The organism is Brevundimonas sp. (assembly GCF_035935935.1).
Lineage (GTDB): Bacteria > Pseudomonadota > Alphaproteobacteria > Caulobacterales > Caulobacteraceae > Brevundimonas.
Genome location: NZ_DASYWO010000009.1, coordinates 262,548 through 289,194 on the forward strand (window position 1 = coordinate 262,548; position 26,647 = coordinate 289,194).

Genomic DNA, 26,647 nt, shown 5'->3' on the forward strand with positions numbered 1-26,647 from the left:
TTCAGACGACGGCGGCGACTCAGCGGCGCGGAATGGGGGCGGGCGCGCGGGCGCGCTCTCGCAGACCGCGGGCGAAGGCGTCGATCTGCTCGCGGGTGCGCTGCGTGTCCGGCGAGATGGGAACCGCGTCCACCCGGGCGCGGACCTCCGCCTCGAAGCCCGTCGGGTCGTCGACGGGCGGCGTCGCGGCGATCCGCGCCTGCAGGGCCGCCCCGTCCGCGCGCAGGGCCCCGACCTCGGCGCGGACCTGATCGATCGTCGGCCCGTCCGTGCCGGCTCTCGGGAAATCCTCCCAGCGCGGAAATGTCCGGTTGGCGTTGACGATCTCGGCGATGCGGGCGCTCTCGGCCGGGTCGGCGCTCTCGGCGGCGTCGAGCGCGGTCCGGCAGCCGCCCAGCGCGACGACCGCAGCCCCGGCGACCAGCACGCCCGTCTTTTTGAATGCCGACGCGTTCATTTCGGGCCCGGTCATATGCCATGATCGGAGCCGGCGGAAGATCAAGACGGGGAAGCGACCATGGCAAGGCGACCGACCACGACAGAACCCCCGCCCGTCGCGCCCGGGGCCCGCAAGCCCGGCCGTCCGACTTCGGCCAAGCCTCGCCCGAAGGCCCCGAAGACCGCCGCGCCGGTCGAAACGCCTCACGATCCCGCGCCGGCGTCGGGTCACACGGCCTCGTCCGGCCCCGGCGTCGGGCCGCAGCCCGCGCCCGACCTGTCCCGTGAGACGCTGGAGACGCTGTCCATGAACCTCGCCCGGGCGGCGATGACGGCGCAGGCGGCGATCGCCGAGGCGGCGCTCAGCCAGGCCGACCGCCCGGCCGCCCTGTCGCCCGACCCCTTCAACGTCGGCCCGGCCATGACGCAGGTCATGACGGGCCTCGCGTCCCGCCCAGACAAGCTGTTCGCGGCGCAGGCCGACCTGTTCAACCGCTACCTCGACCTCTGGGCCGGCGCGACGCGCCAGGCGGCTGGCGAGGCGCCGCAGCCGGCCCCTGCGGACAAGCGGTTCAAGGATCCGGCGTGGTCCGAGAATCCGATGTTCGACGTGATGCGCCGCTCCTACCTGATCACCGCGGACTGGATGAACGGCCTCGTCTCCTCCGTGGAGGACGTCGATCCGCGCACAAAGCGCCGGGCGGAGTTCTTCACGAAGCTGCTGACCGACGCCTTCTCTCCGTCGAACTTCCTCGCCTCGAACCCCGCCGCCCTGAAGGCCATGGCCGAGACCAACGGCGAGAGCCTGGTGCGCGGCATGCAGAACTTCGCCGCGGATCTGGAGCGCGGGGCCGGCAAGCTGAAGATCAGTCAGGCCGATTACGGGCGGTTCGAGGTGGGCGTGAACGTCGCCACGGCCCCGGGCAAGGTCGTCTGGCGCGACGAATTGTTCGAACTCATCCAGTACGACGCGGCCACCGACAGGCAACGCGCGATCCCGCTCCTGATCTTTCCGCCGTGGATCAACAAGTTCTACATCCTCGATCTGCAGCCCGAGAATTCGATGATCCGGTGGCTGTCGGCGCAGGGCTTCACCGTCTTCGTCTGCTCATGGGTCAATCCGGACGTGGACATGGCCGACTTCGGCTTCGACGACTACCTTCAGAAGGGCATCTACCGCTGCGTCGAGAAGGCGCTGGAGCAGGCGGCGGCCGAGCGGCTGAACGTCGTGGGCTATTGCATCGGCGGCACCCTGCTCGGCGCCGCCCTGGCTCACATGGCCGAGCACGGCGACGACCGGATCGGCGCCGCGACCTTCTTCGCCGCCCAGCACGACTTCGCCGAAGCCGGCGACCTGCTGCTGTTCACCGACGACCACTGGCTGAATGAGATCGAACAGCAGATGGACGCCGCCGGGGGCGTCCTGCCCGGCGCGGCGATGGCCGAGACGTTCAACGCCCTGCGCGCCAACGACCTGATCTGGTCGTTCTTCGTGTCCAACTATCTGATGGGCAAGGACCCGCCGGCCTTCGACCTGCTGTTCTGGAATGCCGACCAGACGCGCATGCCGAAGAAGCTGCACCTCGACTACCTGCGTTCGATGTACGGCCGCAATGCGCTGGCCCGGGGCGAGTTCGAGATCGGGGGCGTTCGCGCCGACCTGTCGAAGGTCCGCATCCCGCTGTACTTCCAGGCCAGCCGCGAGGATCACATCGCGCCGATGAACTCGGTCTACCGGTCGGCCCGCGCCTTCGCGAACGCCGACGTGACCCTGACCCTGGCCGGGTCGGGCCACATCGCCGGCGTGGTCAACCCGCCGTCGGCGAACAAGTATCAGCACTGGCTGAATCCGGCCCTGCCCCCGACCCTCTCGGAATGGCAGGCGGGCGCCGAGCAGCGACCCGGCAGCTGGTGGGAGCACTGGGCCGGCTGGCTGCACGACCGCTCGGGCGACTGGGTCCCCGCCCGCGACCCTGAAAAGGGCGCATTCCGGCCGCTGGAATCCGCTCCGGGATCGTATGTGAAAGTGAAGTCTTGAACCGTCTCGAGCCGAATGCCCTTCTTGCCCTGTCGGCCGCCTTCGCCCTGTTGCTGGTGGTGCTGACCACGGCGGTCTACGGCCCGACCATCGGACTCATCCGCAACCCGCTGCTGGCCATCATCTGCGCGGGCGGCTTCCTGCTGCTCAATCCCGTGTTCGACCGGATGATGAAGCGGCCGCTTCGGCCGCCGCTGATCTCGGCGCGAAACCCCTCGACCGCAGCCTGGGCGGCCCTGTTTCCGATGATGATCCTGATCTGCGCCGCCGTGCCGGTCTTCTGGCCGGGGCGCGACTACGGGCTTCTGGTCATCATCGCCGCCGTCTTCTTCGGCGCGACGGCGGAAAGCGCCCTCAAGGCGCGGAACGACCCCCGCTGACGTCGCGCGCCCGGACTGCTAGTCCGACGCCATGAAAGTCGGTCTCGCTCCGCTCCTCGTCCTGCTGCTCGCCGTCGCCGGTCCCGTGGCGGCGCAGCAACCGACGCCGGAAACGGATCCGTCGGGCGTTCTCTTCTGGTCCCCGGCCGACCGCGAGCGGGTGTTCCGCCGAATGGACTCCGTCATGCCGCACGCCGTCGTCTCGCGAGGAAGCGGCGCCGTGCGCGATCTGCCGGACGGGGCGCCGCTGGCGCTAGATCCCGCCGCGTACATGGAGGCGGAGCGCGTCGCGGGAGTGCTGGTCATCCAGGACGGGCGCGTCCTGATGGAACGCTATGGTCTGGGCATCAGCCGCGACACGCCCTGGGTGTCCTTTTCGATGACCAAGAGCCTGACGTCGACGCTCGTCGGCGCGGCGCTCAGGAGCGGCGCTATCCGGTCGCTCGAGGACCCCGTGACCTTGTACCTGCCGGAGCTGGCCGGCGGCGGCTACGACGGGGTGACCATTCGCCAGCTGCTGACGATGACCTCGGGCGTCGCCTGGAACGAGGATTATGCCGACCCGGCGTCCGACGTCGCGCGCTTCTTCTCGGAGCCGGTCGTGCCCGGGCAGGATCCCGTGGTGACCTACATGTCCCGTCTGCCGCGGGCCCATGCGCCCGGAACGCGCTGGAACTATTCGACCGGCGAGACGAACCTCGTGGGCTCGCTCCTCGTGGCCGCGGAGGGACGCCCGCTGGCCCAGCTTCTGTCGGAACACATCTGGTCCCGTGCCGGCATGCAGGCCGACGCCGTGTGGGCGCTGGATCAGGGCGGACGCGAGATGGGCGGCTGCTGCGTCTCCGCCACGCTGCGCGACTGGGGCCGCGTCGGCCTGATGGCGCTCGAGGGCGGCGTGCTTGGGGGCGAACGCATCGTGCCGGACGACTGGTTCGACCGGGCCGTCGTCAAACAGGCCGACACCGGCGAGCCCGGCGAGGGCTACGGCTTCCAGTGGTGGACCCAGGACGACGGCGTCTACGGAGCCTACGGCATCTTCGGTCAGGCCATCCGCGTCGATCCGGAGCGGCGGCTGGTCATCGTCGTCCTTTCGGCCTGGCCGCAGGCCGTCGGCTTTCGTCACCGCAAGGCGCGCGAGGACTTTTTCGCCGACATCGTCGCCGCCGTGGACGCCCGATCCGCCGACTGATCAGGCCAGACCCGCATCCTCGCCCAGACCCAGCATCAGGTTGAGGTTCTGCACGGCGGCGCCGGACGCGCCCTTGCCGAGATTGTCCAGCAGCGCCACCAGCCGCGCCTGGCCGCCCGCGCGGTCGCCGAACACGTGCAGCCTCAGCCGGTTGGTGCCGTTCAACCCCTCGGGCGTCAGGCCGGTCATGGCTTCGGTCTCCTCAAGCGAAGCCACCTCGACGAAGCGCGCGCCGGCATAGGCTTCGGTCAGCGCGCCGTGCACCACCTCGATGGACGGCGAACCCGGCAGGGATGCGAGATGCAGCGGGACCTCGACCAGCATCCCTTGCCGGTAATTCCCCACCGCCGGCGCGAACAGCACGGGCCGCGACAGGCCGGCGTGCCGGGTCATCTCCGGCACGTGCTTGTGCTTCAGCGCGAGGCCGTAGGCGCGGAAGGGATCGGGCTTGCCCTCCTCGAACTCCGCGATCATCGCCTTGCCGCCGCCGGAATAGCCGCTGACGGCGTTCACGGTGACGGGCTGATCCGCCGGCACGATCCCGGCCCGCACCAGCGGCGCGACGAGAGCGAGGAAGCCGGTCGGATAGCAGCCGGGGTTCGACACCCGCTTCGCCGCCATGATCCGCTCCCGCCGTTCCGGCGAGAGCTCGGGAAAGCCGTAGGCCCACATGGGATCGACCCGGAAGGCGGTCGAGGCGTCGATCACCCGCACCCCGGGGTTCTCGACCATGGCCACGGCGTCTCTGGCCGCGTCGTCGGGCAGGCACAGGATCACCAGATCTGCGGCGTTCAGCGCCTGCCGCCGCGCTTCGACGTCCCGCCGACGGTCGCCCAGCAGCACCAGCTCCAGATCGGCGCGCGCCTCCAGCCGCTCGCGGATCTCCAGCCCCGTGGTCCCGGCCTCGCCGTCGATGAAGATGGTGTGGGTCATGTCGCCCCTTTCGCCCGGACGCCGGACGGAAAAAGGGCGCTCCGGTTTCCCGAAGCGCCCCTGAAATCCAGACCGCGTGAGCGGGCTTAGCGCTTCGAGAACTGGAAGCTGCGGCGGGCCTTGGCGCGGCCGTACTTCTTGCGTTCGACGACGCGGCTGTCGCGGGTCAGGAAGCCGTGCGGCTTCAGGACCTTGCGCAGTTCCGGCTCATAGCGCGTCAGGGCGTGCGACAGGCCGTGGCGGATGGCGCCGGCCTGACCCGACAGGCCCGAGCCCTCGACGGTGCAGACGACGTCGTACTGGGTGGCGCGGTCCGACACGGTCAGCGGCTGGGCGACCATCATCTGCAGCACCGGACGGGCGAAATAGGCGGCCACGTCCTTGCCGTTCACGGTGATCTTGCCCGAACCCCGCTTCACCCAGACGCGGGCGACGGCGTTCTTGCGCTTGCCGGTGGAATAGGCGCGGCCCTGGGCGTCCAGCTTCTGCACGTGGACGACGGTTTCGGCCTCGGCGGTGCCCATGCCCTTCAGGGCGTCGAAGCCGGTCGCGGCCGGCGCTTCGGTGGTGGCGTCGGTCATGCTCAGGCGCTCCGGACGTTCTTGGTCGACTTCGCCTTGAAGTCGATGGTTTCGGGCTTCTGGGCCTCGTGGTCGTGCGCGGCGCCGGCGAACAGGCGCAGGTGCGTCATCTGCTTGCGGGCCAGCGGGCTCTCCTTCGGCAGCATGCGTTCGACGGCCTTCTCCAGCACGCGCTCGGGGAAGCGGCCGCCCAGCACCTTGGCAGGAGTGGTCTCCTTGATGCCGCCCGGGTGACCGGTGTGGCGGTAGTAGACCTTGTCGGTGTTCTTCTTGCCGGTGAAGATGACCTTGTCGACGTTGGTCACGACGACGTAGTCGCCGCAATCGACGTGCGGCGTGTAGGTCGGCAGGTGCTTGCCGCGCAGGCGGTTGGCGATGAAGGTCGCGAGGCGGCCCACCACGACGCCTTCGGCGTCGATGTGGATCCACTTCTTCTCGACCTCGGCCGGCTTCAGCGAAGCCGTGGTGCTCTTCAGCATGACGAAGGGTCCAGTGATCGGAATGCGGCTGACCGGAGGAGCCGGCCGACGGAAGGCGCGCTGATAGAGGATCGCCGCCGCCCGGTCAATGCCATATGGCGCGTGCAGTATCTTCTAACTCATGAGAACAACTCAACAAATTTCAAGCGGTATTAAAATACCCGGTCAAGTCTGGGCCGGAAGTCATCGAACCGTGATGATCCCGCCGCATCGACCCGGCATAAGGCCGCCGTTCTGTGGAGTCTCCCATGCCGTTCGACCTGATCCACCGCCGCCAGCTGATGGCCACGGGCGCCGCCGGCGCGGCCTTCGCCGGCCTTGCCCGCCACACGCAGGCGCAGGAGGCCGAAAGCTACGTCAACGAGGTGGAGGGATACGGCCCGCTGCTGAAGGATCCGAACGGTCTGCTCGATCTGCCGGCGGGGTTCACCTACGAGGTCGTGTCCCAGGCCGGAGACACCATGGACGACGGCCTCTACATGCCCGGCCAGCCCGACGGCATGGGCTGCTTCCCGCTCTCGGACCGCGAGGTCGCGCTGGTCTGCAACCACGAGCTCAAGGGAACCAGCGCCCTTCACCGCAACCTGGGCCCCGGTGGCTTCCATCAAGAGCGGCTGCACCTTCTCCGCGCCGACCGCGCCTATGACACCTACAAGGACGGCCGCGTCCTGCCGGGCGGAACGACCACCACGATCTACGACCTCAAGGACCGCAAGGTCCTGCGGCGCCACCTGTCCCTGGCCGGTACGTCCACCAACTGCTGCGGGGGCCAGACGCCCTGGGGCAGCTGGCTGACCTGCGAGGAGAACGAGGAGACGGCCGAGACGGCCGACGTCACCAAACCCCACGGCTTCGTCTTCGAGGTGCCGGCGGGCGCCCCCGGCCTGGTGGACCCCGTTCCCCTGAAGGCCATGGGCCGTTTCGAGCACGAGGCCGTCTGCGTCGATCCGGGCACGGGCATCGTCTACCTCACCGAGGACAAGGTGGACGGCCTGTTCTATCGCTTCATCCCCACGGTGCCGGGCAAGCTGGCCGAGGGCGGCCGGCTTCAGGCCATGGTCGTGCGTGGCGCGACCGACACCCGCAACCACGACGCCCGCACCTGGAACGTCGGCGACTGGCTGGACGTCGACTGGATCGACATGGAGGACGTGGAGGCGCCGAACGCCGACCTGCGCCAGCGGGGCCACGCGGCCGGCGCCGCCCTGGTCGCGCGCGGCGAAGGCATCTGGTGGGGCACGGACGAGCTCTACATGACCGCCACATCCGGCGGTCCGCTGAAGCGCGGCCAGATTCTGCGCTACGTCCCGTCGCCGGAAGAGGGCAAGCGCGGCGAGCGCCGCCGCCCCGGACGCGTGCAGCTGTTCGTCGAAAGCGCCGACGAAAAGACGCTGAACATGGGCGACAACATCACGATCGCCCCGTGGGGCCACCTGATCGTGTGCGAGGACAACTATTCGGACACGACCCGAAACCACCTCAAGGGCGTGACGCCCGAGGGCAAGCTCTACACGATCGCCCGGAACGTCTTCCGCGGAAACTCCGAGTTCGCCGGCGCCTGCTTCGCGCCGGACCGGACCCTGTTCGTCAACATCATGTACCCCGGCCTGACGCTGGCCATCCGGGGTCCCTGGGATGCCGTGCGCGGCTAGAGCAGGCGCGCCGGCCCGCTGACGAACAGGCGCGGCTGCGAGCGCCGCACCAGCCAGAGGTTCCAGGTGGCGACGCCCAGCACCACGGCGGCGCCGGCCTGGTGCAGCACGCCCAGCCCGATCGGCACGGCGTGAACCAGCGTCAGCACGCCGATCGCGGCCTGCAGGCAGACCACGCCCGCCAGCACGAACGCCGCCGCGCCCAGCCCCTCCGCCAGCCGCCAGCGCCAGGCCTGGACGGCATAGACGACAGCGCCGATCAGCAGGCCGTAGGCGACCAGCCGGTGGTTGAACTGAACCAGCCCCTGATCATGCAGGAAGGCCAGCCCGCCCTGCCCCCAGTTCACTGGCGGAAACACGGCGCCGTTCATCATCGGCCAGTCGGTGTAGACCAGCCCCGCCTTGCCGCCCGCGACCAGCCCGCCCAGCAGGCATTGCAGGAAGACGAGGCCCAGCAGCACGGCGGCGCCCCGGCTCCACCCGACGGGCGAGCGCGAGGTCTCCTCCCCGAACAGCGCCTCCAGACCCGTCCAGATCAGCCCGGCGAAGATCAGCAGGGCCAGCCCCAGATGCGTGGCCAGCCGCTCGGGCGCGACGTCGACGCGCTCCGAGAGACCCGACGACACCATCCACCAGCCGATCAGGCCCTGCAGCCCGCCCAGCGCCAGCAAGGCGGCGCAGCGCCAGAACAGCCGGCGCGGCAGGCGGCGCAGAACGACGAAGACAAGAAACGGCACGGCGAACGCCACGCCGATGAAGCGGCCCAGCTGGCGGTGGATCCACTCCCACCAGAAGATGCCCTGGAACTCCGACAGGCTCATGCCGGCGTTGATCTCGCGGTACTGCGGAATCTCCTGATACTTGCGGAACGCCTCCATCCAGTCGGCGTGGGTCATCGGCGGCAGGGCGCCCATGATGGGCTTCCACTCCGTGATCGACAGGCCGGAGCCCGTCAGACGGGTGATTCCCCCCACCACCACCATGGCGAAGACCAGAGCCGCCACGGCGAACAGCCAGATGGCCACCGCAGGCGCGCGGTCCGGCGTGAAAATACGGTTCATTCGACGCTCGACGTCCGTCACTGTACAAGGCGGTCCGCCCGGCGGGCGACCCGACCGGGAGCGGTATGCCCGCCCTTTCGGTCGAGGGCGAGTCGCCGGGCGTCATGTCGCAGAAGGATCGGCCCGCGTGCAGCACCTGGATGTCATCGTCGCCCTGCTGGCCGTGGTCGGTCTGGCGGTCGTGGCCGACCAGCTGACCGGCCGCCGCAGCCTCGATCAGGCCTTGCTGGCCGGCGGCGTCGGCGCCGTCTGCGGAGGCTTCCTGCATGTGCGCGTGTTCGCGCTCGGCAGCATGGACGGGTGGGTCTGGGTGCTGTGGAGCCTGATCGGCGCGGTGCTGTGCCTGTTCGCCCACTTCCTGTTCCGCGGGAAGCGCTGATGCCGCCCCGCGCGCGCCGCGCCGTCGCGGCGCTGGGCATCGTCATCTTCCTCGCCGTCTACGTCTGGGCCGCGATCTTCATCGCCGACCGCCTGCCCGACGCCGCCTGGATCGACGCGATCTACTTCATCCTCGTCGGCACCCTCTGGGGCGTGCCGCTGCTGCCGCTGCTCAAGTGGGCCGAGGGCGGGCGGAAGGACTGACGGCGAATGTATTGGCGACCGCGTCGCGAACATCGCCCTTCAGACAGCGACCGCCGCGCGGAAAGCGATTAGGGTCAAGAGAAATGGTCGGAGCGACAGGATTCGAACCTGCGACCCCTTGACCCCCAGTCAAGTGCGCTACCAGGCTGCGCCACGCTCCGAGAGGCGCTCCCTATAGACGGGGCCGCGTCGGGCGCAAACCCCGATCGCAGGAAAAATCCTCAGGCGGACAGCGCGCGCTCCATCCGCATGCGCGCGGCCTCCACGCGCGCCAGGGCGACGCGCAGGATCGACAGGTTGGGGGCGGCCGACGCCGCGGGTTCACGCATGGACACGTCGGCGCCTTCGACCTCGAGTTCAGGCACGTCGCCGCCGGCCACGGCCTTGATGCCGCGCGTCCTGTGCAGCTTCTGCACCCCGCGGATGGTCATGCCCTCGTCGTGCAGCAGGCGCTTGAGGCCGCGCAGCACCGCCAGATCCTGAGGCCGGTAGAAACGCCGCCCGCCGGCGCGCTTCAGCGGCGTGACGAAGGCGAATTTCGTCTCCCAGAACCGCAGCACGTGCTGGGGCACGCCGACGTCCTCGGCGGCCTCGGAGATCGTGCGGAAGGCGTCGGGCGCCTTGGCCATGTTCAGACCGCCAGATGGGCGTCGTGGACCCGGCTCTTCATGATCTGCGAGGCGCGGAAGCTGATGACGCGACGCGGGTTGATGGCCGCCGGAACGCCAGTCTTGGGATTGCGGCCCATGCGGGCCCGCTTGTCGCGCACCTGGAAGACGCCGAAGCCGGACAGCTTCACGGTTTCTCCGCGTTCCAGCGCCTCGACGATCAGTTCCAGCGTGCGCTCGACCAGCTGGGCGCATTCGGCGCGCGACAGCCCCACCGCATCGTGGACGGCGTCGCACAGGTCGGCGCGCGTGACGGTCTCAGGCGTGGACATCTTCCCTCCCTCGGCCCCTTGTCCCTCGGCCGACATAAAGGGCCATGCGGACTGATTTTCAAAGGCCAATCTTCGTTTCAGAGGCGAAACGCGCAGGCGCCCCACGTCAGTCCGCCGCCCATCGCTTCCAGCAGCACCAGGTCGCCCTTCTTGATGCGCCCGTCCTGGATCGCCGCGTCCAGAGCCAGCGGAATCGAGGCGGCCGAGGTGTTGGCGTGCTCCGCCACCGTGGACACGACCTTGTTCTCGTCCAGGCCGAGACGCTCGCCGACGCCGCGGATGATGCGCTGATTGGCCTGGTGCGGCACGAACCAGTCGACGTCGTCCACGGCGATGCCGGCGTTGGCCGCCGCCGAGGTCACCGCTTCGGCGATGTTGACCACGGCGTGTCGGAAGACCTGATTCCCCGCCATCCTGAGATGGCCGACGGTGCCGGTGGTCGACGGTCCGCCGTCGACGTAAAGCAGGTCCGTCTTCGTCCCGTCGCTGCGCAGCGAGAAGCCCAGAATGCCGCGATCGGCGGGCGTGCCCTGCCCCTCGACCGGCTCCAGCACCACGGCGCCCGCCCCGTCGCCGAACAGGACGCAGGTGGACCGGTCCGTCCAGTCCATAAGCTTCGACATCTCTTCGGCGCCGATGACGAGCGCGCATTTGGCGTGCCCGCGCGCCACGAAGCCGTCGGCGACGCTTATGGCGTAGACGAAGCCCGTGCACACCGCCTGGACGTCGAAGGCGATGCACGTCGGCGCGCCGATCTTGCGCTGCACGATCGAGGCGGTCGCCGGGAAGGTCATGTCCGGGGTCGTCGTCGCGACGACGATCAGATCCACCTCGGCCGCCGTCCGTCCCGCCGCGGCCAGAGCCTTCTTCGCCGCCTCCACGGCCAGATCGCTGGTCGGCTGGTCGTCGGCGGCGCGATGCCGTTGGCGGATGCCGGTCCGCTCCCGGATCCACTCGTCCGAGGTGTCCACGATCTCGGACAGGTCGGCGTTCGTCACGACCCGTTCCGGCAGATAGGCCCCGACGCCGGTGACGGCGCTGCGGATCATGGTCAAGGGGTCGTCTCCTGCGGGGTCGGCCCGGCCAGCACCGAGGTCAGCTGGTCCAGATTCTGCCCGACCTTGTCCAGATAGTCGCTGCGGGCGAGGTCGACGGCGATGCGCACGGCGTTGGAGAAGCCCTTGGCGTCGGCGCCGCCGTGGCTTTTCACCACGATGCCGTTCAGACCCAGCAGCGGTCCGCCGTTGATGGCGCTGGGATCGATGCGGCCCCGCATCCGCTTCAGCGCCGGCAGAGCCAGCAGGGCGCCGGTCCGCGCCATCATGCCGGAGGTCAGGGCGCCCTTGAACTGGGCGAAGATGTAGCGGGCCACCCCTTCGGCCGTCTTCAGCGCGATGTTGCCGGTGAAACCGTCGGTGACGACCACGTCGACGGTGCCTTTGGCGATGTCGTCGCCCTCGACGAAGCCCTTGAAGGCCAGGCCCAGTCCGCCCTCGCGCAGCAGCCGCGCCGCCTCACGCACCGACTCGTGGCCCTTCATGTCCTCCGAGCCGACGTTCAGGATGCCGATCGTCGGACGCTTCACGCCGTGCACGGCGCCGACGAAGGCCTCCCCCATGATGGCGAACTCGACGAGCTGCTCGGCGTCGCTTTCGACGTTCGCGCCCACGTCCAGAACCGCGGTGACGCCACCCTTCATGTTCGGCCAGCTGGCCACGATGGCGGGGCGCTCCAGCCCATGGGCCGACATGCGCAGGATCAGTTTGGAGATCGCCATCAGGGCGCCGGTGTTTCCCGCCGACACAACGGCGTGGGCCTCTCCCGTCTTGACGGCCTCGATCGCGTTCCACAGGCTGGAACCCTTGCCGCGCCGCATGGCCTGCGCGGGCTTTTCGTCCATGGCGACGACCTTGTCGGAATGCCGGACCTCGACCGCGCCCACGGCGTCGCCCAGCTTCGCCAGCTCGGCCCGGATCGCCGTCTCGTCGCCGTGCAGCAGGAAGCGCGCGGGCGTCGCGGAATGGCGACGCCGCCACGCGGCCACCGCGGGCACGGTCACCGCCGGTCCGTGGTCCCCGCCCATGGCGTCGACGGATATGGTCAGCATGTCAGGCAAGCCTTTGAGCCTCCTTCGGCTCGTGTCCGGCGCGGGCGGCGGACGATAGCGACGCGAATGCCGTATGCAAGCGCGCGACGCGAGGTCAAGTTTCCGACGCGTCGCCGCCGGTCTTCAAGCCCTTGAGCACGGCGAAGGGCGAGATTTCCGCCGTCTCCTCCGGCTGCACGAACTCGGCGCCGGGCGCCCGCGGAAAGGGATCCAGCGCCAGACTGAGCTGTTCGACGGCGTGATGGCCGAGATCGACCTGACCGTTCTCGATCACGTCGGCGCCGTCGTCTTCCAGCGACACCTCGACCTCGCCCTCCTCCGGCGCATCGGCCTCGACCAGCCTGACCGCGAAGGTCTCGTCGACCGAAGCCGGCAGCGGGGCCAGCGTCAGGCCGCAGCTTTGCGTCACCTGCGCCTTGATCCGTCCGTTCAGCAGCCAGCCGGTCTCCGCCGGCGCCAGGGTCAACTCCGCCGAGAAGGCGTCGACGGCCTGGAGGTCCAGCCAGCGGGCGATCGCCCTGCGTCCGGCCTCGTCCGGCTCCAGCACGCGCGTGACGCCGACGCCCGCCTGGTTCAGGCGCACCGGATGGCTGAGAGGATGCTGCGGGCTCACGCGGGGACCTCCGGCCAGTTGGGGCCCTGAATGAGGGCACGAACGTCCTGTCCCGCAAGAGCGGCTTTCGCGGCCAGGGCATAGCCGGCGAGTGCGGAGCCTGCGGCGGAGGCCTCCGGCGCGACGTTCCGACCCAGCGCCCCGGCCAGATCGGTCTCGTCCCCGCCCTTCAAACCCGGCTCATAGGCCGACATGCGGCCGTAGACCTGCTCGCTCAGCTTGCGCATCTTCTTCGCCACCGACAGGTCGCCGACGCCCAGTTCGCGCAGGTCGTTGTCCAGCGCCGACACGAAGACGTCGAACAGCCGCTGGGCCAGATCCCGGCCCTCGTCGCCCAGCTCCTGCAGCCTCAGGATCAGCAACTGCACGTGCAGGACGTAAAGCTCGAACCGCGAGTCGATCCGGTCCGCCACGCCCAGTCCTGCATAGAAGCGCACGTCGCGCGCCTGCGCCACGGCGTGGGCATACAGTCGGTCGGCCGCGTCGGGCCGGCTCTTCAGCCCCAGAAGTCTCTTCAGCATGGTGGGCGGCCCCTTTTCCGCCGCGGCGTTGAACTAGGACGACGCACGGGCTAGGTCAAAGCCTGCAACTCCGCTGATGGGCGTTTCATGTACCGCATTCTGACCGCTTCGGCTTTCGGCGCCCTGGCCCTGACCGCGTCCGCCTGCGCGCCGGTGATCGGCAGCCACGGCTATCAGGCCCTGGAGGCCGCGCCGGCCGACGTCGCGGTGGGCACCGACACGAAGACGACCGTCCGCACGCGTCTGGGCACGCCCTCGGCCACCTCGCTCTTCGAGGGCGACGACATCTGGTACTACATCAGCCAGACGACCGAGAAATACACGTTCAACCTGCCGCAGGTCTCGCAGCGGTCGGTTACCGAGATCGTGTTCGAGGGCGACCAGGTGGCGTCCGTCCGCACTTTGGGGCTCGAGGACGGCCAGGACGTTCGCATGAACCGCAACGAAACCCCGACCCGCGGGCGTGAGCTGACCATCCTCGAACAACTGCTCGGCAACGTCGGCCGCGGCCAGCTGCCCCGCACCGACGAGGACCAGCCGGGCCAGCGCCGCCCCGACTGACGGCGGCGGCGGTCTCCGTTCGCAGGCGGAGCAGGAAAAAGGCCCCGGAGATCGCTCTCCGGGGCCTTTTCCTTGGTCTGCCGGGGATCAGATCCCCAGCTTGCCGCTGGCCAACACCGCCAGCAGCAGCAGCGCCACGATGTTGGTGATCTTGATCATCGGGTTCACCGCCGGGCCGGACGTGTCCTTGTAGGGGTCGCCCACCGTGTCGCCGGTGACCGCGGCCTTGTGGGCCTCGGAGCCCTTGCCGTGGACGACGCCGTTGCGGTCGGTGAAGCCTTCCTCGATCACCTTCTTGGCGTTGTCCCACGCGCCGCCGCCCGAGGTCATCGAGATGGCCACGAACAGGCCGGTCACGATCACGCCCATCAGCATCGCGCCAAGGGCGGCGAAGGCGTCGGCCTTCTCGGTGCCCGGCAGCATCAGGACGACCACGAACAGGACGATCGGCGACAGCACCGGCAGCAACGACGGCACGATCATTTCCTTGATCGCCGCCGAGGTCAGGATGTCGACGGCCTTGCCGTACTCCGGCTTCACCTCGCCGGTCATGATCCCCGGGTTCTCGCGGAACTGGCGACGGACCTCGGCCACGACCGATTCGGCCGCGCGTCCCACGGCGGTCATCGACATCCCGCCGAACAGGAAGGGCAGAAGCCCGCCGAACAGCAGGCCGACCACGACGTAGGGGTTGGCCAGATCGAAGGCCACGGGTCCAAGGCCGTCGAAGAAGCTGCCCGGCAGCGCCTCGGCGGAGAAGTGCTTCAGATCCTCGGTGTAGGCGGCGAACAGCACCAGGGCGCCGAGGCCGGCCGAGCCGATGGCGTAGCCCTTGGTCACGGCCTTGGTGGTGTTGCCCACGGCGTCCAGCGCGTCGGTCGAGTGGCGCACCTCGGGCGGCAGGCCGGCCATCTCGGCGATGCCGCCGGCGTTGTCGGTGACGGGACCGAAGGCGTCGAGAGCGACGATCATCCCCGCGACGCCCAGCATGGTCGTCGTGGCGATGGCGATGCCGAACAGACCGGCCAGCTGATAGGTCACCACGATGCCGACGATGATGGTCAGCGCCGGCAGGGCCGTGGATTCCAGCGACATCGCCAGACCCTGGATCACGTTGGTGCCGTGTCCCGAGACCGAGGCCTTGGCGACCGACTTGACCGGGCGATAGTTGGTGCCGGTGTAGTATTCGGTGATCACCACGATCAGGGCGGTGACGACCAGCCCGACCATGCCGGCCCAGAACAGGTTCATCGGCTCGATCACAAGCCCGCCGGACGTCGTGACGGCCCCCAGCAGGCCTTGCGCCTGCAGGAACTGGAACAGGCCGAACACAGCCCCCGCAGACAGCACGCCGGTTACGATCAGGCCCTGATACAGGGCGCCCATGATGTTCTGGCTCTTGCCCAGACGCACGAAGAAGGCGCCGACGATCGAGGTGACGATGCACACGGCGCAGATCAGCAGCGGCAGCAGCATCATCATGTCGACGTAGGGCTGGCCGCGGAAGAAGATGGCCGCCAGCACCATGGTCGCGACCGTGGTCACCGCATAGGTCTCGAACAGGTCGGCCGCCATGCCGGCGCAGTCGCCGACGTTGTCGCCCACGTTGTCGGCGATGGTCGCGGCGTTGCGGGGGTCGTCCTCGGGGATGCCGGCCTCGACCTTGCCCACCATGTCGCCGCCCACGTCGGCGCCCTTGGTGAAGATGCCGCCGCCCAGTCGTGCGAAGATGGAGATCAGCGAGGCGCCGAAGCCCAGCGCGACCAGACCGTCGATGACCTCACGGCTGGTGCTCTCGAAGCCCAGCCCCTGCGTCAGCATCGCATAGTAGCCCGCGACGCCCAGCAGAGCGCCGCCGGCGACGAACATGCCGGTCACGGCGCCGGAGCGGAACGCCAGATCCAGACCGCGCGACAGGCTCTCGCTGGCGCCCTGCGCCGTACGCACGTTGGCGCGCACCGAGATCAGCATGCCCGCGAACCCGGCCGCGCCCGACAGCACGGCCCCGATCAGGAAGCCGATGGCGGCCCATTGGCCGATCAGCAGCCAGGCGGCGATCAGGATGACCACGCCCACCATGCCGATGGTGGTGTACTGGCGGCGCAGGTAGGCGGAGGCGCCTTCCTGGATCGCCGCGGCGATCTCGCGCATCCGGTCGGTGCCGGTCGAGGCTTTGAGAAGACTGGCGGTCTGGACGGCGCCGTAAAGCACCCCCAGCGCGCCTGCGGCTATGACCAGCCACAGATAGTTCGTCATGGCGTTTCCAAGTCCTGTGATGCAAAGCGCCCGGACCCTTGGCGCGGCGGGTCCTCAGGACCTTCTTCCGCCTTCCGGTCCCCCCGTGCGCGACGGACGCGAACGATGCGTCCTTGGGGAATTGCGGCGAAACCGTGCCATCACGGGACGTCCCGCGCAAGGCGCAGGATGAACGGCTTTCAGGAGGCGCGCATGCCCGTGCGCCGGCGCGGCGACTGGCTGACGATCTCGACGCGCGCCACCTGCCGCGCCCCCGCGATCCGGGCGGCCGACTGCGTCAGCGACGCCGCCATGGCGCGGTCGTCCAGCCGGGTCCAGTCGTCGGCCACGGTGAAGGGCGTCCGGTGCGCCGCGCGGACCAGGGCGTCCCGGAAGAAGGCGTCCTTGTTGCGGATGGCCGTGGCGTCCGCGCCCCGGGCGAGATGCAGCCTCAGACTGACGAAGACGTAGTTGCGGACCCGTCCGCCCGAGATGACCGGGAGGCCCACCCCGGCGATGCTCACGCTGGCGGCGTCCTCTTCCCCGCCGGCGTGAGCGGGCGGGGCGAGTCCGAGAACGGCGGCGGCGGTCAAAAGGCTGCGGCGGATCATGGGCACAGCTTGACGGCGCCGCGTTGAAATTCCGTTGCCTCAGCCGTGGGTGAAGCCGGGTCTTGCGATCGTCACCGGCTTGCCGCCCCAGCGGGCCGTCACGCCTCGGCCTGACGTGAACCGACCCAGCCTGGTCAGGCGGAGGTGCAGCCTCTCGGCGTCGCGTCGCAATGCGGTCTCGGCGGACGCTGGCGCGGCGAAGGCGATCTCGTAGTCGTCGCCGCCGGTCGCGAGGTCTATCAGGGCGCCTTCCGGGTCCACGCGCCCCTGGAACCAGGCGTCCGCAGCCGCCGACAGCGGCAGCGGTTCGAGGTCGAGCTCCACGCCGAGGCCGGAGGCGATCGCCACCCGGCCCACGTCGGCGATCAGGCCATCGGACACGTCGACGGAGGCCGTGGCATGCGCCCGGATCGCTTCGACGAACTCAAGCCGCGGCGTCGGGCGCCGATACCGGTCGGCCAGCGCCGCGACGCGCTCCGGCTCCAGCGCCAGGCGGCCTTGTGCCGCGAGCAGCCCCAGCTTGCCGTCGCCTATGGTTCCGGTGACGAACAGCAGGTCGCCGGCCCGTGCGCCCGCACGGCCCACCGTCCTGCCCTTGGGCGTCCAGCCCAGCAACGTGGCCGAGAAGGTCGCGGGTCCGGGCATGGACACGGTGTCCCCGCCCAGCAGCGAGACGTCGAACGTCTTCTGATCGGCCCTCAACCCGTCGCAGAACGCCATGCGCTCGGGCCAGCCGCAGCGCGGCGACCAAGCGCAGGTCAGCAGATAGCCGAACGGTTCGGCCCCCTTTGCCGCCAGATCCGACAGGTTCACCCGCAGCAGCTTCTGCGCCACCGTTTCCAGCGGATCGTCGGGCAGGAAATGCACGCCCTCGACGATGGCGTCCTGCGTCAGAACCAGGTCGAACCCCGGCCTGGACGGCAGCGCCGCCACGTCGTCGGTCAGGCCGCGCGCATATTCCGGATGGGCCAGCGGCCGCAGCAGCCGCTCAATGGTCTCGAACTCGCCGGCGACGTCAATCGCGGGCATCGCGGGCCACGCCGTCCAGCGCGGCGTTGACGAACTTGGCTTCCGCTTCGTCGAAGAAGGCCTTGGCCAGTTCGACGTACTCGTCGATCACGATCTCCCGCGGCACGTCCGCCTTCTCGCGCAGTTCCCAGGCGCCGGCGCGCAGCAGGGCCCGAACCGTGGCGTCGAGGCGATCCAGCTTCCACCCGCTGGCCAGCCGCTTCGTCACCGCCGCGTCGATCGCCGCCTGACCCGACACGACGCCACGCAACAGATCGGCGAACCACGCTTCGTCGGCCTCGGCCAGCGTCATCCCCTCGATGTCGCGGTCGAACCGGTGGCGCGTGAACTCGTCGATGACGGTCTCGACGCCCTCGCCGGCCAGTTCCATCTGATACAGGCCCTGCACCGCGGCCAGACGGGCGACCGTGCGCGCGCGCCGCTGGCGTCCGGTCAGGCCCTTCTCGGCCTTGGCCTTCTCCGCCTCTTCCAGCTGGGCCATCACGGCAGACAGGCTGTTCGCTTCGCTCATCCGTTCAGTCCCACGCGCAGCCGCTTCCTCAGGTCGATCAGGTCCAGGCAGGCGCGCGCGGCGAAGCCGCCCTTGTCGCCCTCGCTGCGCCGGGCTCGCGCCCAGGCCTGATCCTCGTCCTCGGTCGTCAGCACGCCGTTGCCCACGCACAGGCCTTTCAGCCCCAGTTGCATGATGCCCGCGGCGGACTGATCGGCCACGATCTCGAAGTGGTAGGTCTCGCCGCGGATGACGGTTCCCAGCGCCACGTAGCCGTCGTAGCGCGGCGCCGTGGGATAGCGCCCCGCCTCCTCGGCCAGGGCGATGGCGGGCGGTATTTCCAGCGCGCCCGGCACGGTGATCACGTCGTAGGCGACGCCGCGGGCGCGCAGCGCGTCCGTCGCGCCGTCCAGCAGCGCGTCCGCCAGCTCGTCATAGAAGCGCGCCTCGACCACGAGGACGCGCAGGGGTTCGCTTACGATCGGTCTTCTCCGTCCCGGGAACTGGCCATGTCGCGCCAGCCGACGATGCGCAGGCCGTAGCCCTCCAGCGCGGTGGGATTGGGGCGGGTGGAGCTCATGACCACCATGTCGCGGACGCCCAGATCCAGCAGGATCTGCGCCCCAACGCCGTAGTTGCGCAAGGACCGCTCGACAGCCTTGGGCTTCTCGACGTTCGCCAGCCGCTCGGCCAGACCCTGCAGCTCCGGATCGCGCAGGAACACCATCACCGCGGGTCCGGAGTGATCGCTCAGCGCCTTCATGGCCTGCGGCACGTAGTTCTGGCGCGCCTCGACGTGCCCCAGGATGTCCGCGGCGAAATCGACCTGGTGCATGCGCACCAGAGTCGGCTTGCCGGGCTCGACCTTGCCCTTCACCAGGGCGATGTGCTCGGTCCCCTCGATTCCGTTGCGGTACAGCATCAGGCGGAATGGGCCGCCGTGCACGCTGTCGAACGGCGCGTCCATGACACGCTCGACGAAGCGCTCCGTGCGTCGGCGATGAGCGATCAGGTCGGCGATGGTGCCGATCTTGAGGCCGTGCAGCTGGGCGAAGGCGATCAGGTCCGGCATCCGCGCCATGGTGCCGTCGTCGTTCATGATCTCGCAGATCACGCCGGCGGGCGTCAGCCCGGCCATGCGGCTGATGTCCACCGCCGCCTCGGTGTGGCCGGTCCGGACCAGCACGCCGCCGTCGCGCGCCACCAGCGGGAACACGTGGCCCGGCGTGACGATGTCGTCCGGCCCCTTCGTCGGATCCGCCGCCACCTGCACGGTGCGCGCCCTGTCCGCCGCGCTGATCCCGGTCGTCACACCCTCCCGGGCCTCGATGGAGACGGTGAAGGCGGTGCCCATGCTCTCGCGGTTCTCGGCCGTCATCGGCGGCAGGCGCAACTGGCGCGCCCGTTCGGCCGTGATGGCCAGACAGATCAGGCCTCGCGCATGCCGCGCCATGAAGTTGATCTGGTCCGGCGTGGCGAACTGGGCCGGGATGATGACGTCGCCCTCGTTCTCCCGGTCCTCGGCGTCCACGAGGATGTAGGGCCGCCCGTTGCGGGCGTCCTCCAGAATGTCCTCGATGGGGCTGATCGGGCTGTCGTTCACGTTTGCGGCCAGGGGCGATTGCATCACGCCGTCTCCTGCCACCGCGCGAGGTAACGCGCCAGCATGTCGATCTCGAGATTGACCCGGTCGCCGACCTTCAGCCCGCCCAGGGTCGTGTGATCCCAGGTGTGGGGGATCAGGTTGACCTCGAAGCGGCGCCCCTCGACCTCGTTGACCGTCAGCGACACCCCGTCGATCGTGATGGAGCCTTTGGGCGCGATCATGCGGTGCAGCGGCTCGGGCGCCTCGAACGTCACCCTGTGCGACCCGCCCTCGGGCGACACGGCCACGACCGTGCCCACACCGTCCACGTGCCCGGACACGACGTGGCCACCCATCTCGTCGCCCAGCCGCGCCGCGCGCTCAAGATTGACGCGGTCGCCCTCGACCCAGCCGCCCAGCGTGGTCTTCGACAGGGTTTCGTTGGAGACCTCCACCGCGAACCACCCCTGCCCCTTCTCGACCACCGTCAGGCAGCAGCCCGCATGACTGACCGAGGCGCCCAGGTCGATGCCGGACACGTCCCAGACCGTTTCGATCTCATAGCGACGGTCCCGCTCCGTCTGTGCGACGGCACGCACCCGGCCGACGTCGGTGACGATCCCCGTGAACATTCAGATGCGCTCGTACCGTTCCCACAGATCGTCGCCCACGGACTGGACGTCGAGGCGCCGGAACTTGGGGGCGTCGGCCAGCTTTGCAAGCGCCAGCGCCGCCACGCAGGGCCGCCCCTCGGCGCCCAGCAGGATCGGCGCGCGGAACCACCACAGGGCGTCGACCGCGCCCGCGGCGACGAACGCCGCCGCCACGCGCCCTCCGCCCTCGACCATGAGGGTCCGCACGCCGCGGTCTGCGAGGGCCTCGAGAACGGCCGCGACGGCGGGGCGACCGTCGGCGTCGGGGCCGACCCCAACCACCTCGGCGCCGCCGACGGGCCGGACGTCGGAGGTCGTCAGGATCAGCGTGCCCTCGCGCGCCAGATTGGCGCCCGGCGGGGTCCGCAGCCGGCTGTCCAGCACAACGCGGATCGGGTCCGGCCCGGGTTCGTCCTCCGGCAGACGGGTGGTCAGGCGCGGGTCGTCGGCCAGCACCGTCTCGACCCCGACCAGAATGGCGTCGCTCTCGGCGCGCAGACGATGACCCAGATTCCGCGCCTCCGGCCCGGTGATCCAGCGGCTCTCCCCCGCCGCCGTGGCGATCCGGCCGTCCAGCGACGTCGCGAGCTTGAGCGTGACGGCCACCCTATGTCTTTGGGGCGACATCAGCCCTCGTCCAGCCCCTCGTCGCCGAGGAAGCGGGCGAAGTCGCCCGTGTGGCGGAAGTCCTTGTACACCGAGGCGTAGCGGACGTAGGCGACCTCATCGACCCCCTTCAGCGCCTTCATGATGAAGTCGCCGACCACCGACGAGGCGATCTCGGTCTCGCCCAGACTTTCCAGCTGACGCGTGATGCGGCTGACCAGTTGCTCCACCTGTTCGGGCTGGACGGGACGCTTGCGCAGGGCGATGCGCAGCGAACGCTCCAGCTTGTCGCGGTCGAAGGGCGTGCGCCGGCCGTTGCGCTTCAGGATCATCAGCTCGCGCAGCTGCACACGCTCGAAGGTGGTGAAGCGCCCCTCGCACGACGGGCACGACCGGCGGCGACGGATGGCCGCGCCGTCGTCCGACGGCCGGCTGTCCTTCACCTGGGTGTCGGCGTTTCCGCAGAAGGGGCACTTCATCGGATCATCCGTAGATCGGGAAACGCGCGGTCAGCTGGCGCACTTCGGCGGCGACGCGCGCCGAAACGGCGGCGTCCGCTTCGTCCCCGCCCTGCATCGAGTCCACCACATCGGCGATCCAGTGGCCGACCTGTCGGAACTCCGCTTCGCCGAAGCCCCGGGTGGTGCCCGCCGGGGTGCCCAGCCGCACCCCCGACGTCACGGTGAACGGCGCCGTGTCGAACGGCACGCCGTTCTTGTTGCAGGTCATCAGGGCGTGCTCCAGCTGCAGCTCCGTCGCCTTGCCGGTCACGCCCTTGGGCCGCAGGTCGACCAGCACGATGTGGCTGTCGGTGCCGCCGGACACGACCGCTAGGCCGCGCTCGATCAGGACGGCGGCCAGGGCGCGGGCGTTCGCCACGACCTGCCGCGCGTAGGCCTTGAACTCCGGCTTCAGCGCCTCGCCGAAGGCCACGGCCTTGGCGGCGATGACGTGCTCCAACGGTCCGCCCTGCAGACCCGGGAAGACGGCCGAGTTGATCTTCTTCCCCAACTCGACGTCGTTCGAAAGGATCATGCCGCCGCGCGGCCCGCGCAGGGTCTTGTGGGTGGTCGTCGTCGTCACGTGGGCGTGCGGAACGGGGCTGTCGTAGGCGCCGCCCGCGATCAGTCCGGCATAGTGCGCCATGTCGACCATCAGCCATGCGCCGACCTCGTCGGCGATCTCGCGGAAGCGTCTGAAGTCGATCTGGCGGGAATAGGCCGACGCCCCCGCGATGATCAGCTTCGGCTTCTCCGCCCGCGCCATCTCGGCCACGTGATCATAGTCGATCAGGTGATCGTCCTCGCGCACCTTGTACGTCACCGGCCGAAACCACTTGCCCGACTGGTTGGCGGGGCTGCCGTGCGTCAGGTGCCCGCCGCAGGCCAGATCCATGCCCAAAAAGGTGTCGCCGGGCTGAAGCAGGCTCATGAACACCGCCTGGTTCGCCTGGGCCCCGGAGTGCGGCTGCACGTTGGCGAAGGCGCAGCCGAACAGGGCCTTCGCCCGCTCGCGCGCCAGGTTCTCGGTGACGTCCACGTATTCGCAGCCGCCATAGTAGCGCCGCCCCGGATAGCCCTCGGCGTACTTGTTGGTCAGGACGGACCCCTGCGCCTCAAGCACCGCCCTGGAGACGATGTTTTCCGAGGCGATCAGCTCGATCTGCTCCTGCTGGCGGGAAAGCTCGCCCTGAATGCCGGCGAAGATCTCCGGATCGGCCGCGGCCAGATCGGTCGAGAAGAAGGCGGTCACGGGCGGCATCCTGGGCAGAAATCGACGGTCAGGCTTTCTAGGCCCGGCCGCCGTTCACCACAACATCTGGCGCCCTGCCCGCGTCAGAGCCCCAGTCTGGCCTTGAGGATCTCGTTCACCGCGGCCGGATTGGCCTTGCCGCCGGTGGCCTTCATCACTTGCCCCACGAACCAGCCGATGGCCTGCGGCTTTTCGGCGACGGCGGCGGCCTTGTCCGGGTTGGCGGCGATGATCTCGTCCACCGCACGCTCGATCGCGCCGGTGTCGGTGACCTGCTTCAGGCCCCGCGCCTCGACGACCTCGACCGGAGAGCCCTCGCCGTTCCAGACGTGGTCGAAGACTTCCTTTGCGATCTTCGACGAGATGACGTCGGTCTCGATCAGCTCGACCAGCTCCGCCACGTGCGAGGCCGGCAGGGTGTTCTCGGCGAAGTCGCGCCCGTCGGCGGCCAGACGCGCCGACAGTTCGTTCGTCACCCAGTTGGCGACCAGCTTGGCGTCCCGCCCCTTGGCCGCGGCCTCGAAATAGTCGGCCTTGGCCTGTTCGGAGATCAGCACCACGGCGTCGTACTGCGACAGGCCGTACTGGCTCATCAGACGCTTGCGCTTGTCGTCCGGCAGCTCGGGCAGCGACGCCCTGATGCCGTCGATCCACGCCTGCTCGATCTCGAGCGGCAGCAGGTCCGGATCGGGGAAGTAGCGATAGTCGTGCGCCTCTTCCTTCGACCGCATGGACCGGGTCTCGCCCTTGGTCGGGTCGAACAGGCGCGTCTCCTGCACGATCGAGCCGCCGTCCTCCAGGATCTCGATCTGGCGCCGCGCCTCGTAGTTGATGGCCTGGCTGATGAAGCGGAATGAGTTGACGTTCTTGATCTCGCAGCGCGTCCCGAACGGCTCGCCCGGACGTCGGACCGAGACGTTCACGTCGGCGCGAAGGTTGCCCTTCTCCATGTCCCCGTCGCAGGTGCCCAGATAGATCAGGATCGTCCGGATCTTCTTGACGTAGGCGACCGCCTCTTCCGGGCTGCGCAGGTCGGGCTTGGACACGATCTCCATCAGGGCCGTGCCGGCGCGATTGAGATCGACGTAGCTCTCCGTCGGCGACAGGTCGTGGATCAGCTTGCCCGCGTCCTGCTCCAGATGCAGACGCTCGATGCCGACGTTGAAGAAGCTGCCGTCTTCGGCCTCGACCTCGACGACGCCTTCGCCGACGATCGGATGATACAGCTGGCTGATCTGATAGCCGGTCGGCAGGTCGGGATAGAAATAGTTCTTCCGGTCGAACTGGCTGAAGGTGTTGATCTTCGCCCGCAGGCCCAGACCGGTGCGCACCGCCTGCTCCACGCAGAAGCGGTTCAGCGTCGGCAGCATGCCGGGAAAGCCGGCGTCGACCAGCGACACCTGCTCGTTCGGTCCGGCCCCGAACCCGACCTCGGCGCCTGAGAACAGCTTCGACTTCGACGCCACCTGGGCATGGATCTCCAGCCCCATGACGATTTCCCACGGGCCGGTGCGGCCCTGGATCAGCTTGGATTTCTCGGCGACGTCGGTCATGCGCGCTGAGATAGCGCCCTCGACGACGAAGGGGAACATTCGTCTTGAGACTGTCTCAGATCAGGCGTTTCCTGCGGCTCTCAATCGGGGAGACCATCATGATCAAGATCGCCGCCGCTTTCGCCGCCCTGGCTCTCGTCGCGGGCGCCGCGCCCGCCGCCCTGGCCCAGACGTCCCCGCCCGCGACCCAGGACGCGAAACCCAACATCGGATGGACCATCGGCGAGTTGCTTGAGAACGAGAAGTCGGCGGCCGTGCTCGAAAAACACATGCCGGGCATCGCCGACCACCCGGCCCGCCCTCAGTTCGAGGGCATGACCCTGCACGCCGTGATGCCGTATTCCGACGGCGCGATCACCGAGGAACTGATCGACGCCATCGACGCCGATCTGAAGGCCCTGCCCGCCGACTGATCAGCCGGTCACGACCGAGGGGGCCTGCCGTCCCAGCAGGCCCTCGACTTCGGCGAAGCCTCTCGACGCGGCGGACAACGCCGCCAGGCCTGCGGCCGGGTCGGAGTCGGACCGCTCCGGCGGCAGATAGGTCTCGAGATAGACGCGAAGCGTCGCGCCCGACGATCCCGTGCCTGAGAGCCGGTAGGTGATGCGCGCGTCGGGCGTCAGCAGGACCCTCACGCCCTGGGAGCTGGCTCCCGAGCCGTCCACCGGATCGACGTAGGCGAAGTCGTCCGCCGCCACGACGCTGAACGGACCCGCCGGCCGGCCGGCCGCACCGTCCAGTCGCGCGCGCAGGGCCTGCATGAAGGCCTCGGCGGGACCGACCTCCAGGCCCTCGTAGTCCTCCCGACGGTAGGCGTCCCTCCCGAAGCGCGCCCAGTGGCGCCGGACCAGTTCGACGACGCCCACCTTCTCGGTCGCCAGCAGGTTCAGCCAGAACAGCACGGCCCAGAGGCCGTCCTTCTCGCGCACGTGGTTCGACCCCGTGCCGAAGCTCTCCTCGCCGCACAACGTCACCCGGCCTGCGTCCATCAGGCTGGTGAACCACTTCCACCCCGTCGGCGTCTCGAAGGCGTCGATGCCGAGCGCCTCAGCCACGCGGTCGGCGGCGCGGGCCGTCGGCATCGACCGGGCCACGCCGGCCACGCCGCCCGCGTAGGCGGGCACGCGGTCCGCCAGGGCCGTCATTATGGCCAGGCTGTCTCCGGGCGACACGACGAACCCGCCCGGGCCGACGATCATGTTGCGGTCGCCGTCGCCGTCCGACGCGGCCCCGAAGTCCAGCGGCTCCGGCCCCGACAGGGCGGCCATGAGGTCCGGCGCGTGGTCCGGGTGAGGATCGGGGTGCCCCCCGCCGAAATCTGGCAGGGGCGTGGCGTTCATCACCGTGCCGCCGGGCGCGCCCAGCCTGCGCTGGAACAGTTCCTCGGCGTACGGACCCGTGACCGCGTGCATGGCGTCGAACCGGATGCGGAATCCGGAGGCGAGCAGGCCGCGGATCGCCGGGAAGTCGAACAGGCTCTCCATCAGCTCGGCGTAGTCCGCCACCGGGTCGATCACCTCGACGACGCAGCCCCCGATCCGCGTCTCCCCGAGGCGGTCCAGTTCAAGGTGTCCGTCCGTCTCGATGCGCCACGCCGTCAGCTTCCTCGAGCGCGCGAAGACCGCCTCCGTCAGACTTTCGGGCGCGGGACCGCCCGACGCCGTGTTATACTTCACGCCGAAGTCGCCGTCGGGTCCGCCGGGATTGTGGCTGGCCGACAGGATGACCGCGCCCTGGGCGCCGGTCTTGCGGACGAGGTGCGACGCCGCGGGCGTCGACAGCAGGGCGCCGCGGCCCACCTTCACGCGGGCGTATCCCGCCGCCGCCGCCATGCGGATCACCGTCTCCGCCGCTTCGCGCCCGAAGAACCTTCCGTCGCCGCCGACGATCAGCGTCGCGTCCGGGGCCGGTGGGTCCGTTTCCAGGATGGCCTGGACGAAGGCCGGCAGATAGCCGGCTTCCATGAACCGCCGCGTCGACTTGCGCAGGCCGGACGTGCCGGGTTTCTGGTCGTCGAAGGGCGTGACGGCGTGGACGGCGACGGGCAAACGCGGCTCC

31 protein-coding genes and 1 tRNA gene are annotated in these 26,647 nt (G+C 69.5%); 8 read left to right on the top strand and 24 right to left on the bottom strand.

Annotation, left to right across the window (positions count from 1 at the left end):
* Positions 1–19: 19 nt before the first annotated feature.
* Positions 20–472 (bottom strand): hypothetical protein, encoded by a 453-nt coding sequence (locus tag VGR32_RS10565; protein WP_327450405.1) that lies wholly within the window; start codon positions 470–472, stop codon positions 20–22.
* A gap of 45 nt (positions 473–517) precedes the next feature.
* Between VGR32_RS10565 and phaC the strand changes: the two genes are divergently transcribed.
* Genes phaC through VGR32_RS10580 form a run of 3 tightly spaced genes read left to right on the top strand, consistent with a single transcriptional unit; the run spans position 518 to position 4,045 of the window.
* Positions 518–2,476: a class I poly(R)-hydroxyalkanoic acid synthase gene (gene phaC / locus VGR32_RS10570; protein ID WP_327450407.1), complete on the top strand. Its 1,959-nt coding sequence runs from the start codon at positions 518–520 to the stop codon at positions 2,474–2,476.
* Positions 2,473–2,856 (top strand): hypothetical protein, encoded by a 384-nt coding sequence (locus VGR32_RS10575; protein WP_327450409.1) that lies wholly within the window; start codon positions 2,473–2,475, stop codon positions 2,854–2,856. Before phaC ends, VGR32_RS10575 begins: the two co-directional genes overlap by 4 nt.
* Before the next feature lie 31 nt (positions 2,857–2,887).
* Positions 2,888–4,045: a serine hydrolase domain-containing protein gene (locus VGR32_RS10580; protein WP_327450411.1), complete on the top strand. Its 1,158-nt coding sequence runs from the start codon at positions 2,888–2,890 to the stop codon at positions 4,043–4,045.
* Here VGR32_RS10580 and argC read toward each other — a convergent pair whose 3' ends face one another.
* The 3 genes from argC to rplM form a co-directional block, all read right to left on the bottom strand.
* A complete protein-coding gene (argC, locus tag VGR32_RS10585; RefSeq protein WP_327450413.1) occupies positions 4,046–4,978 on the bottom strand; it encodes an N-acetyl-gamma-glutamyl-phosphate reductase in 933 nt (310 codons plus the stop codon).
* An 86-nt stretch (positions 4,979–5,064) separates the two neighbouring features.
* Positions 5,065–5,559: a 30S ribosomal protein S9 gene (gene rpsI / locus VGR32_RS10590; RefSeq protein WP_414642909.1), complete on the bottom strand. Its 495-nt coding sequence runs from the start codon at positions 5,557–5,559 to the stop codon at positions 5,065–5,067.
* 2 nt (positions 5,560–5,561) lie between these two features.
* Entirely contained in the window at positions 5,562–6,035 is a 474-nt protein-coding gene (rplM, locus tag VGR32_RS10595) for a 50S ribosomal protein L13 (protein ID WP_327450590.1), read from the bottom strand.
* A gap of 251 nt (positions 6,036–6,286) precedes the next feature.
* On the opposite strand from rplM, the gene VGR32_RS10600 reads away from it, so the two are divergent.
* Entirely contained in the window at positions 6,287–7,690 is a 1,404-nt protein-coding gene (locus VGR32_RS10600) for an alkaline phosphatase PhoX (protein WP_327450414.1), read from the top strand.
* Here VGR32_RS10600 and VGR32_RS10605 read toward each other — a convergent pair.
* The gene (locus VGR32_RS10605) at positions 7,687–8,751 is read right to left on the bottom strand and encodes a COX15/CtaA family protein (protein ID WP_327450416.1); all 1,065 of its coding nucleotides are present in this window, start codon (positions 8,749–8,751) and stop codon (positions 7,687–7,689) included. The two genes, VGR32_RS10600 and VGR32_RS10605, sit on opposite strands and share 4 nt — an antisense overlap.
* A gap of 127 nt (positions 8,752–8,878) precedes the next feature.
* Here VGR32_RS10605 and VGR32_RS10610 point away from each other — a divergent pair, with 127 nt between their 5' ends.
* The gene (locus tag VGR32_RS10610; protein ID WP_327450418.1) at positions 8,879–9,130 is read left to right on the top strand and encodes a transglycosylase; all 252 of its coding nucleotides are present in this window, start codon (positions 8,879–8,881) and stop codon (positions 9,128–9,130) included.
* Positions 9,130–9,333, top strand: a complete 204-nt coding sequence (locus tag VGR32_RS10615) for a DUF2842 domain-containing protein (RefSeq protein ID WP_327450420.1) — start codon at positions 9,130–9,132, stop codon at positions 9,331–9,333. The genes VGR32_RS10610 and VGR32_RS10615 overlap by 1 nt, the downstream gene beginning before the upstream one ends.
* A gap of 84 nt (positions 9,334–9,417) precedes the next feature.
* On the opposite strand, the gene VGR32_RS10620 is transcribed toward VGR32_RS10615, so the two are convergent.
* The 7 genes from VGR32_RS10620 to VGR32_RS10650 form a co-directional block, all read right to left on the bottom strand.
* A tRNA-Pro gene (locus VGR32_RS10620) sits at positions 9,418–9,494 on the bottom strand.
* A gap of 60 nt (positions 9,495–9,554) precedes the next feature.
* Positions 9,555–9,962 (bottom strand): MerR family transcriptional regulator, encoded by a 408-nt coding sequence (locus tag VGR32_RS10625; RefSeq protein WP_327450422.1) that lies wholly within the window; start codon positions 9,960–9,962, stop codon positions 9,555–9,557.
* Positions 9,963–9,964: 2 nt separating this feature from the next.
* Positions 9,965–10,273: an integration host factor subunit alpha gene (locus VGR32_RS10630; RefSeq protein WP_125257248.1), complete on the bottom strand. Its 309-nt coding sequence runs from the start codon at positions 10,271–10,273 to the stop codon at positions 9,965–9,967.
* Between the two features lie 77 nt (positions 10,274–10,350).
* Complete coding sequence (locus VGR32_RS10635) at positions 10,351–11,322, bottom strand: beta-ketoacyl-ACP synthase III (RefSeq protein ID WP_414642910.1); 972 nt, start codon at positions 11,320–11,322, stop codon at positions 10,351–10,353.
* Positions 11,323–11,324: 2 nt separating this feature from the next.
* Positions 11,325–12,380 carry a phosphate acyltransferase PlsX gene (plsX, locus tag VGR32_RS10640; protein WP_327450428.1) on the bottom strand — a complete coding sequence of 352 codons (1,056 nt, stop codon included), beginning with the start codon at positions 12,378–12,380 and terminating at the stop codon, positions 11,325–11,327.
* 94 nt (positions 12,381–12,474) lie between these two features.
* The gene (locus VGR32_RS10645; protein ID WP_327450430.1) at positions 12,475–12,993 is read right to left on the bottom strand and encodes a DUF177 domain-containing protein; all 519 of its coding nucleotides are present in this window, start codon (positions 12,991–12,993) and stop codon (positions 12,475–12,477) included.
* Positions 12,990–13,514 carry a ubiquinol-cytochrome C chaperone family protein gene (locus VGR32_RS10650; RefSeq protein ID WP_327450432.1) on the bottom strand — a complete coding sequence of 175 codons (525 nt, stop codon included), beginning with the start codon at positions 13,512–13,514 and terminating at the stop codon, positions 12,990–12,992. Before VGR32_RS10650 ends, VGR32_RS10645 begins: the two co-directional genes overlap by 4 nt.
* A gap of 87 nt (positions 13,515–13,601) precedes the next feature.
* Between VGR32_RS10650 and VGR32_RS10655 the strand changes: the two genes are divergently transcribed.
* On the top strand, positions 13,602–14,075 hold the full coding sequence (locus VGR32_RS10655; RefSeq protein ID WP_327450434.1) for an outer membrane protein assembly factor BamE: 474 nt from the start codon (positions 13,602–13,604) through the stop codon (positions 14,073–14,075).
* Between the two features lie 87 nt (positions 14,076–14,162).
* On the opposite strand, the gene VGR32_RS10660 is transcribed toward VGR32_RS10655, so the two are convergent.
* The 11 genes from VGR32_RS10660 to gatB all read right to left on the bottom strand — a co-directional run bounded on the left by VGR32_RS10660 (position 14,163) and on the right by gatB (position 24,589).
* Positions 14,163–16,331, bottom strand: coding sequence for a sodium-translocating pyrophosphatase (locus tag VGR32_RS10660; RefSeq protein ID WP_327450436.1), 2,169 nt, complete (start codon positions 16,329–16,331; stop codon positions 14,163–14,165).
* A gap of 179 nt (positions 16,332–16,510) precedes the next feature.
* On the bottom strand, positions 16,511–16,921 hold the full coding sequence (locus VGR32_RS10665; RefSeq protein WP_327450438.1) for a hypothetical protein: 411 nt from the start codon (positions 16,919–16,921) through the stop codon (positions 16,511–16,513).
* A 39-nt stretch (positions 16,922–16,960) separates the two neighbouring features.
* Entirely contained in the window at positions 16,961–17,950 is a 990-nt protein-coding gene (thiL, locus tag VGR32_RS10670) for a thiamine-phosphate kinase (RefSeq protein WP_327450440.1), read from the bottom strand.
* Positions 17,937–18,461: a transcription antitermination factor NusB gene (gene nusB, locus VGR32_RS10675; RefSeq protein ID WP_327450442.1), complete on the bottom strand. Its 525-nt coding sequence runs from the start codon at positions 18,459–18,461 to the stop codon at positions 17,937–17,939. The genes thiL and nusB overlap by 14 nt, the downstream gene beginning before the upstream one ends.
* Positions 18,458–18,895, bottom strand: coding sequence for a 6,7-dimethyl-8-ribityllumazine synthase (gene ribH, locus VGR32_RS10680; protein WP_327450444.1), 438 nt, complete (start codon positions 18,893–18,895; stop codon positions 18,458–18,460). Before ribH ends, nusB begins: the two co-directional genes overlap by 4 nt.
* 20 nt (positions 18,896–18,915) lie before the next feature.
* Positions 18,916–20,067: a 3,4-dihydroxy-2-butanone-4-phosphate synthase gene (ribB, locus tag VGR32_RS10685; protein WP_327450446.1), complete on the bottom strand. Its 1,152-nt coding sequence runs from the start codon at positions 20,065–20,067 to the stop codon at positions 18,916–18,918.
* Positions 20,067–20,657: a riboflavin synthase gene (locus tag VGR32_RS10690; protein ID WP_327450448.1), complete on the bottom strand. Its 591-nt coding sequence runs from the start codon at positions 20,655–20,657 to the stop codon at positions 20,067–20,069. Before VGR32_RS10690 ends, ribB begins: the two co-directional genes overlap by 1 nt.
* Entirely contained in the window at positions 20,658–21,284 is a 627-nt protein-coding gene (locus tag VGR32_RS10695; RefSeq protein ID WP_327450450.1) for a RibD family protein, read from the bottom strand.
* A gap of 20 nt (positions 21,285–21,304) precedes the next feature.
* Positions 21,305–21,763 carry a transcriptional regulator NrdR gene (nrdR, locus tag VGR32_RS10700; RefSeq protein ID WP_327450452.1) on the bottom strand — a complete coding sequence of 153 codons (459 nt, stop codon included), beginning with the start codon at positions 21,761–21,763 and terminating at the stop codon, positions 21,305–21,307.
* Positions 21,764–21,767: 4 nt separating this feature from the next.
* Positions 21,768–23,045 (bottom strand): serine hydroxymethyltransferase, encoded by a 1,278-nt coding sequence (gene glyA, locus VGR32_RS10705; RefSeq protein WP_327450454.1) that lies wholly within the window; start codon positions 23,043–23,045, stop codon positions 21,768–21,770.
* 74 nt (positions 23,046–23,119) lie between these two features.
* Positions 23,120–24,589 (bottom strand): Asp-tRNA(Asn)/Glu-tRNA(Gln) amidotransferase subunit GatB, encoded by a 1,470-nt coding sequence (gatB, locus tag VGR32_RS10710; protein WP_327450456.1) that lies wholly within the window; start codon positions 24,587–24,589, stop codon positions 23,120–23,122.
* Positions 24,590–24,687: 98 nt separating this feature from the next.
* Between gatB and VGR32_RS10715 the strand changes: the two genes are divergently transcribed.
* Positions 24,688–25,002, top strand: a complete 315-nt coding sequence (locus VGR32_RS10715; RefSeq protein ID WP_327450458.1) for a hypothetical protein — start codon at positions 24,688–24,690, stop codon at positions 25,000–25,002.
* Here the strand turns inward: VGR32_RS10715 and VGR32_RS10720 are convergent, their stop codons facing one another.
* Positions 25,003–26,637 (bottom strand): alpha-D-glucose phosphate-specific phosphoglucomutase, encoded by a 1,635-nt coding sequence (locus tag VGR32_RS10720; protein ID WP_327450459.1) that lies wholly within the window; start codon positions 26,635–26,637, stop codon positions 25,003–25,005.
* Positions 26,638–26,647: the final 10 nt, after the last annotated feature.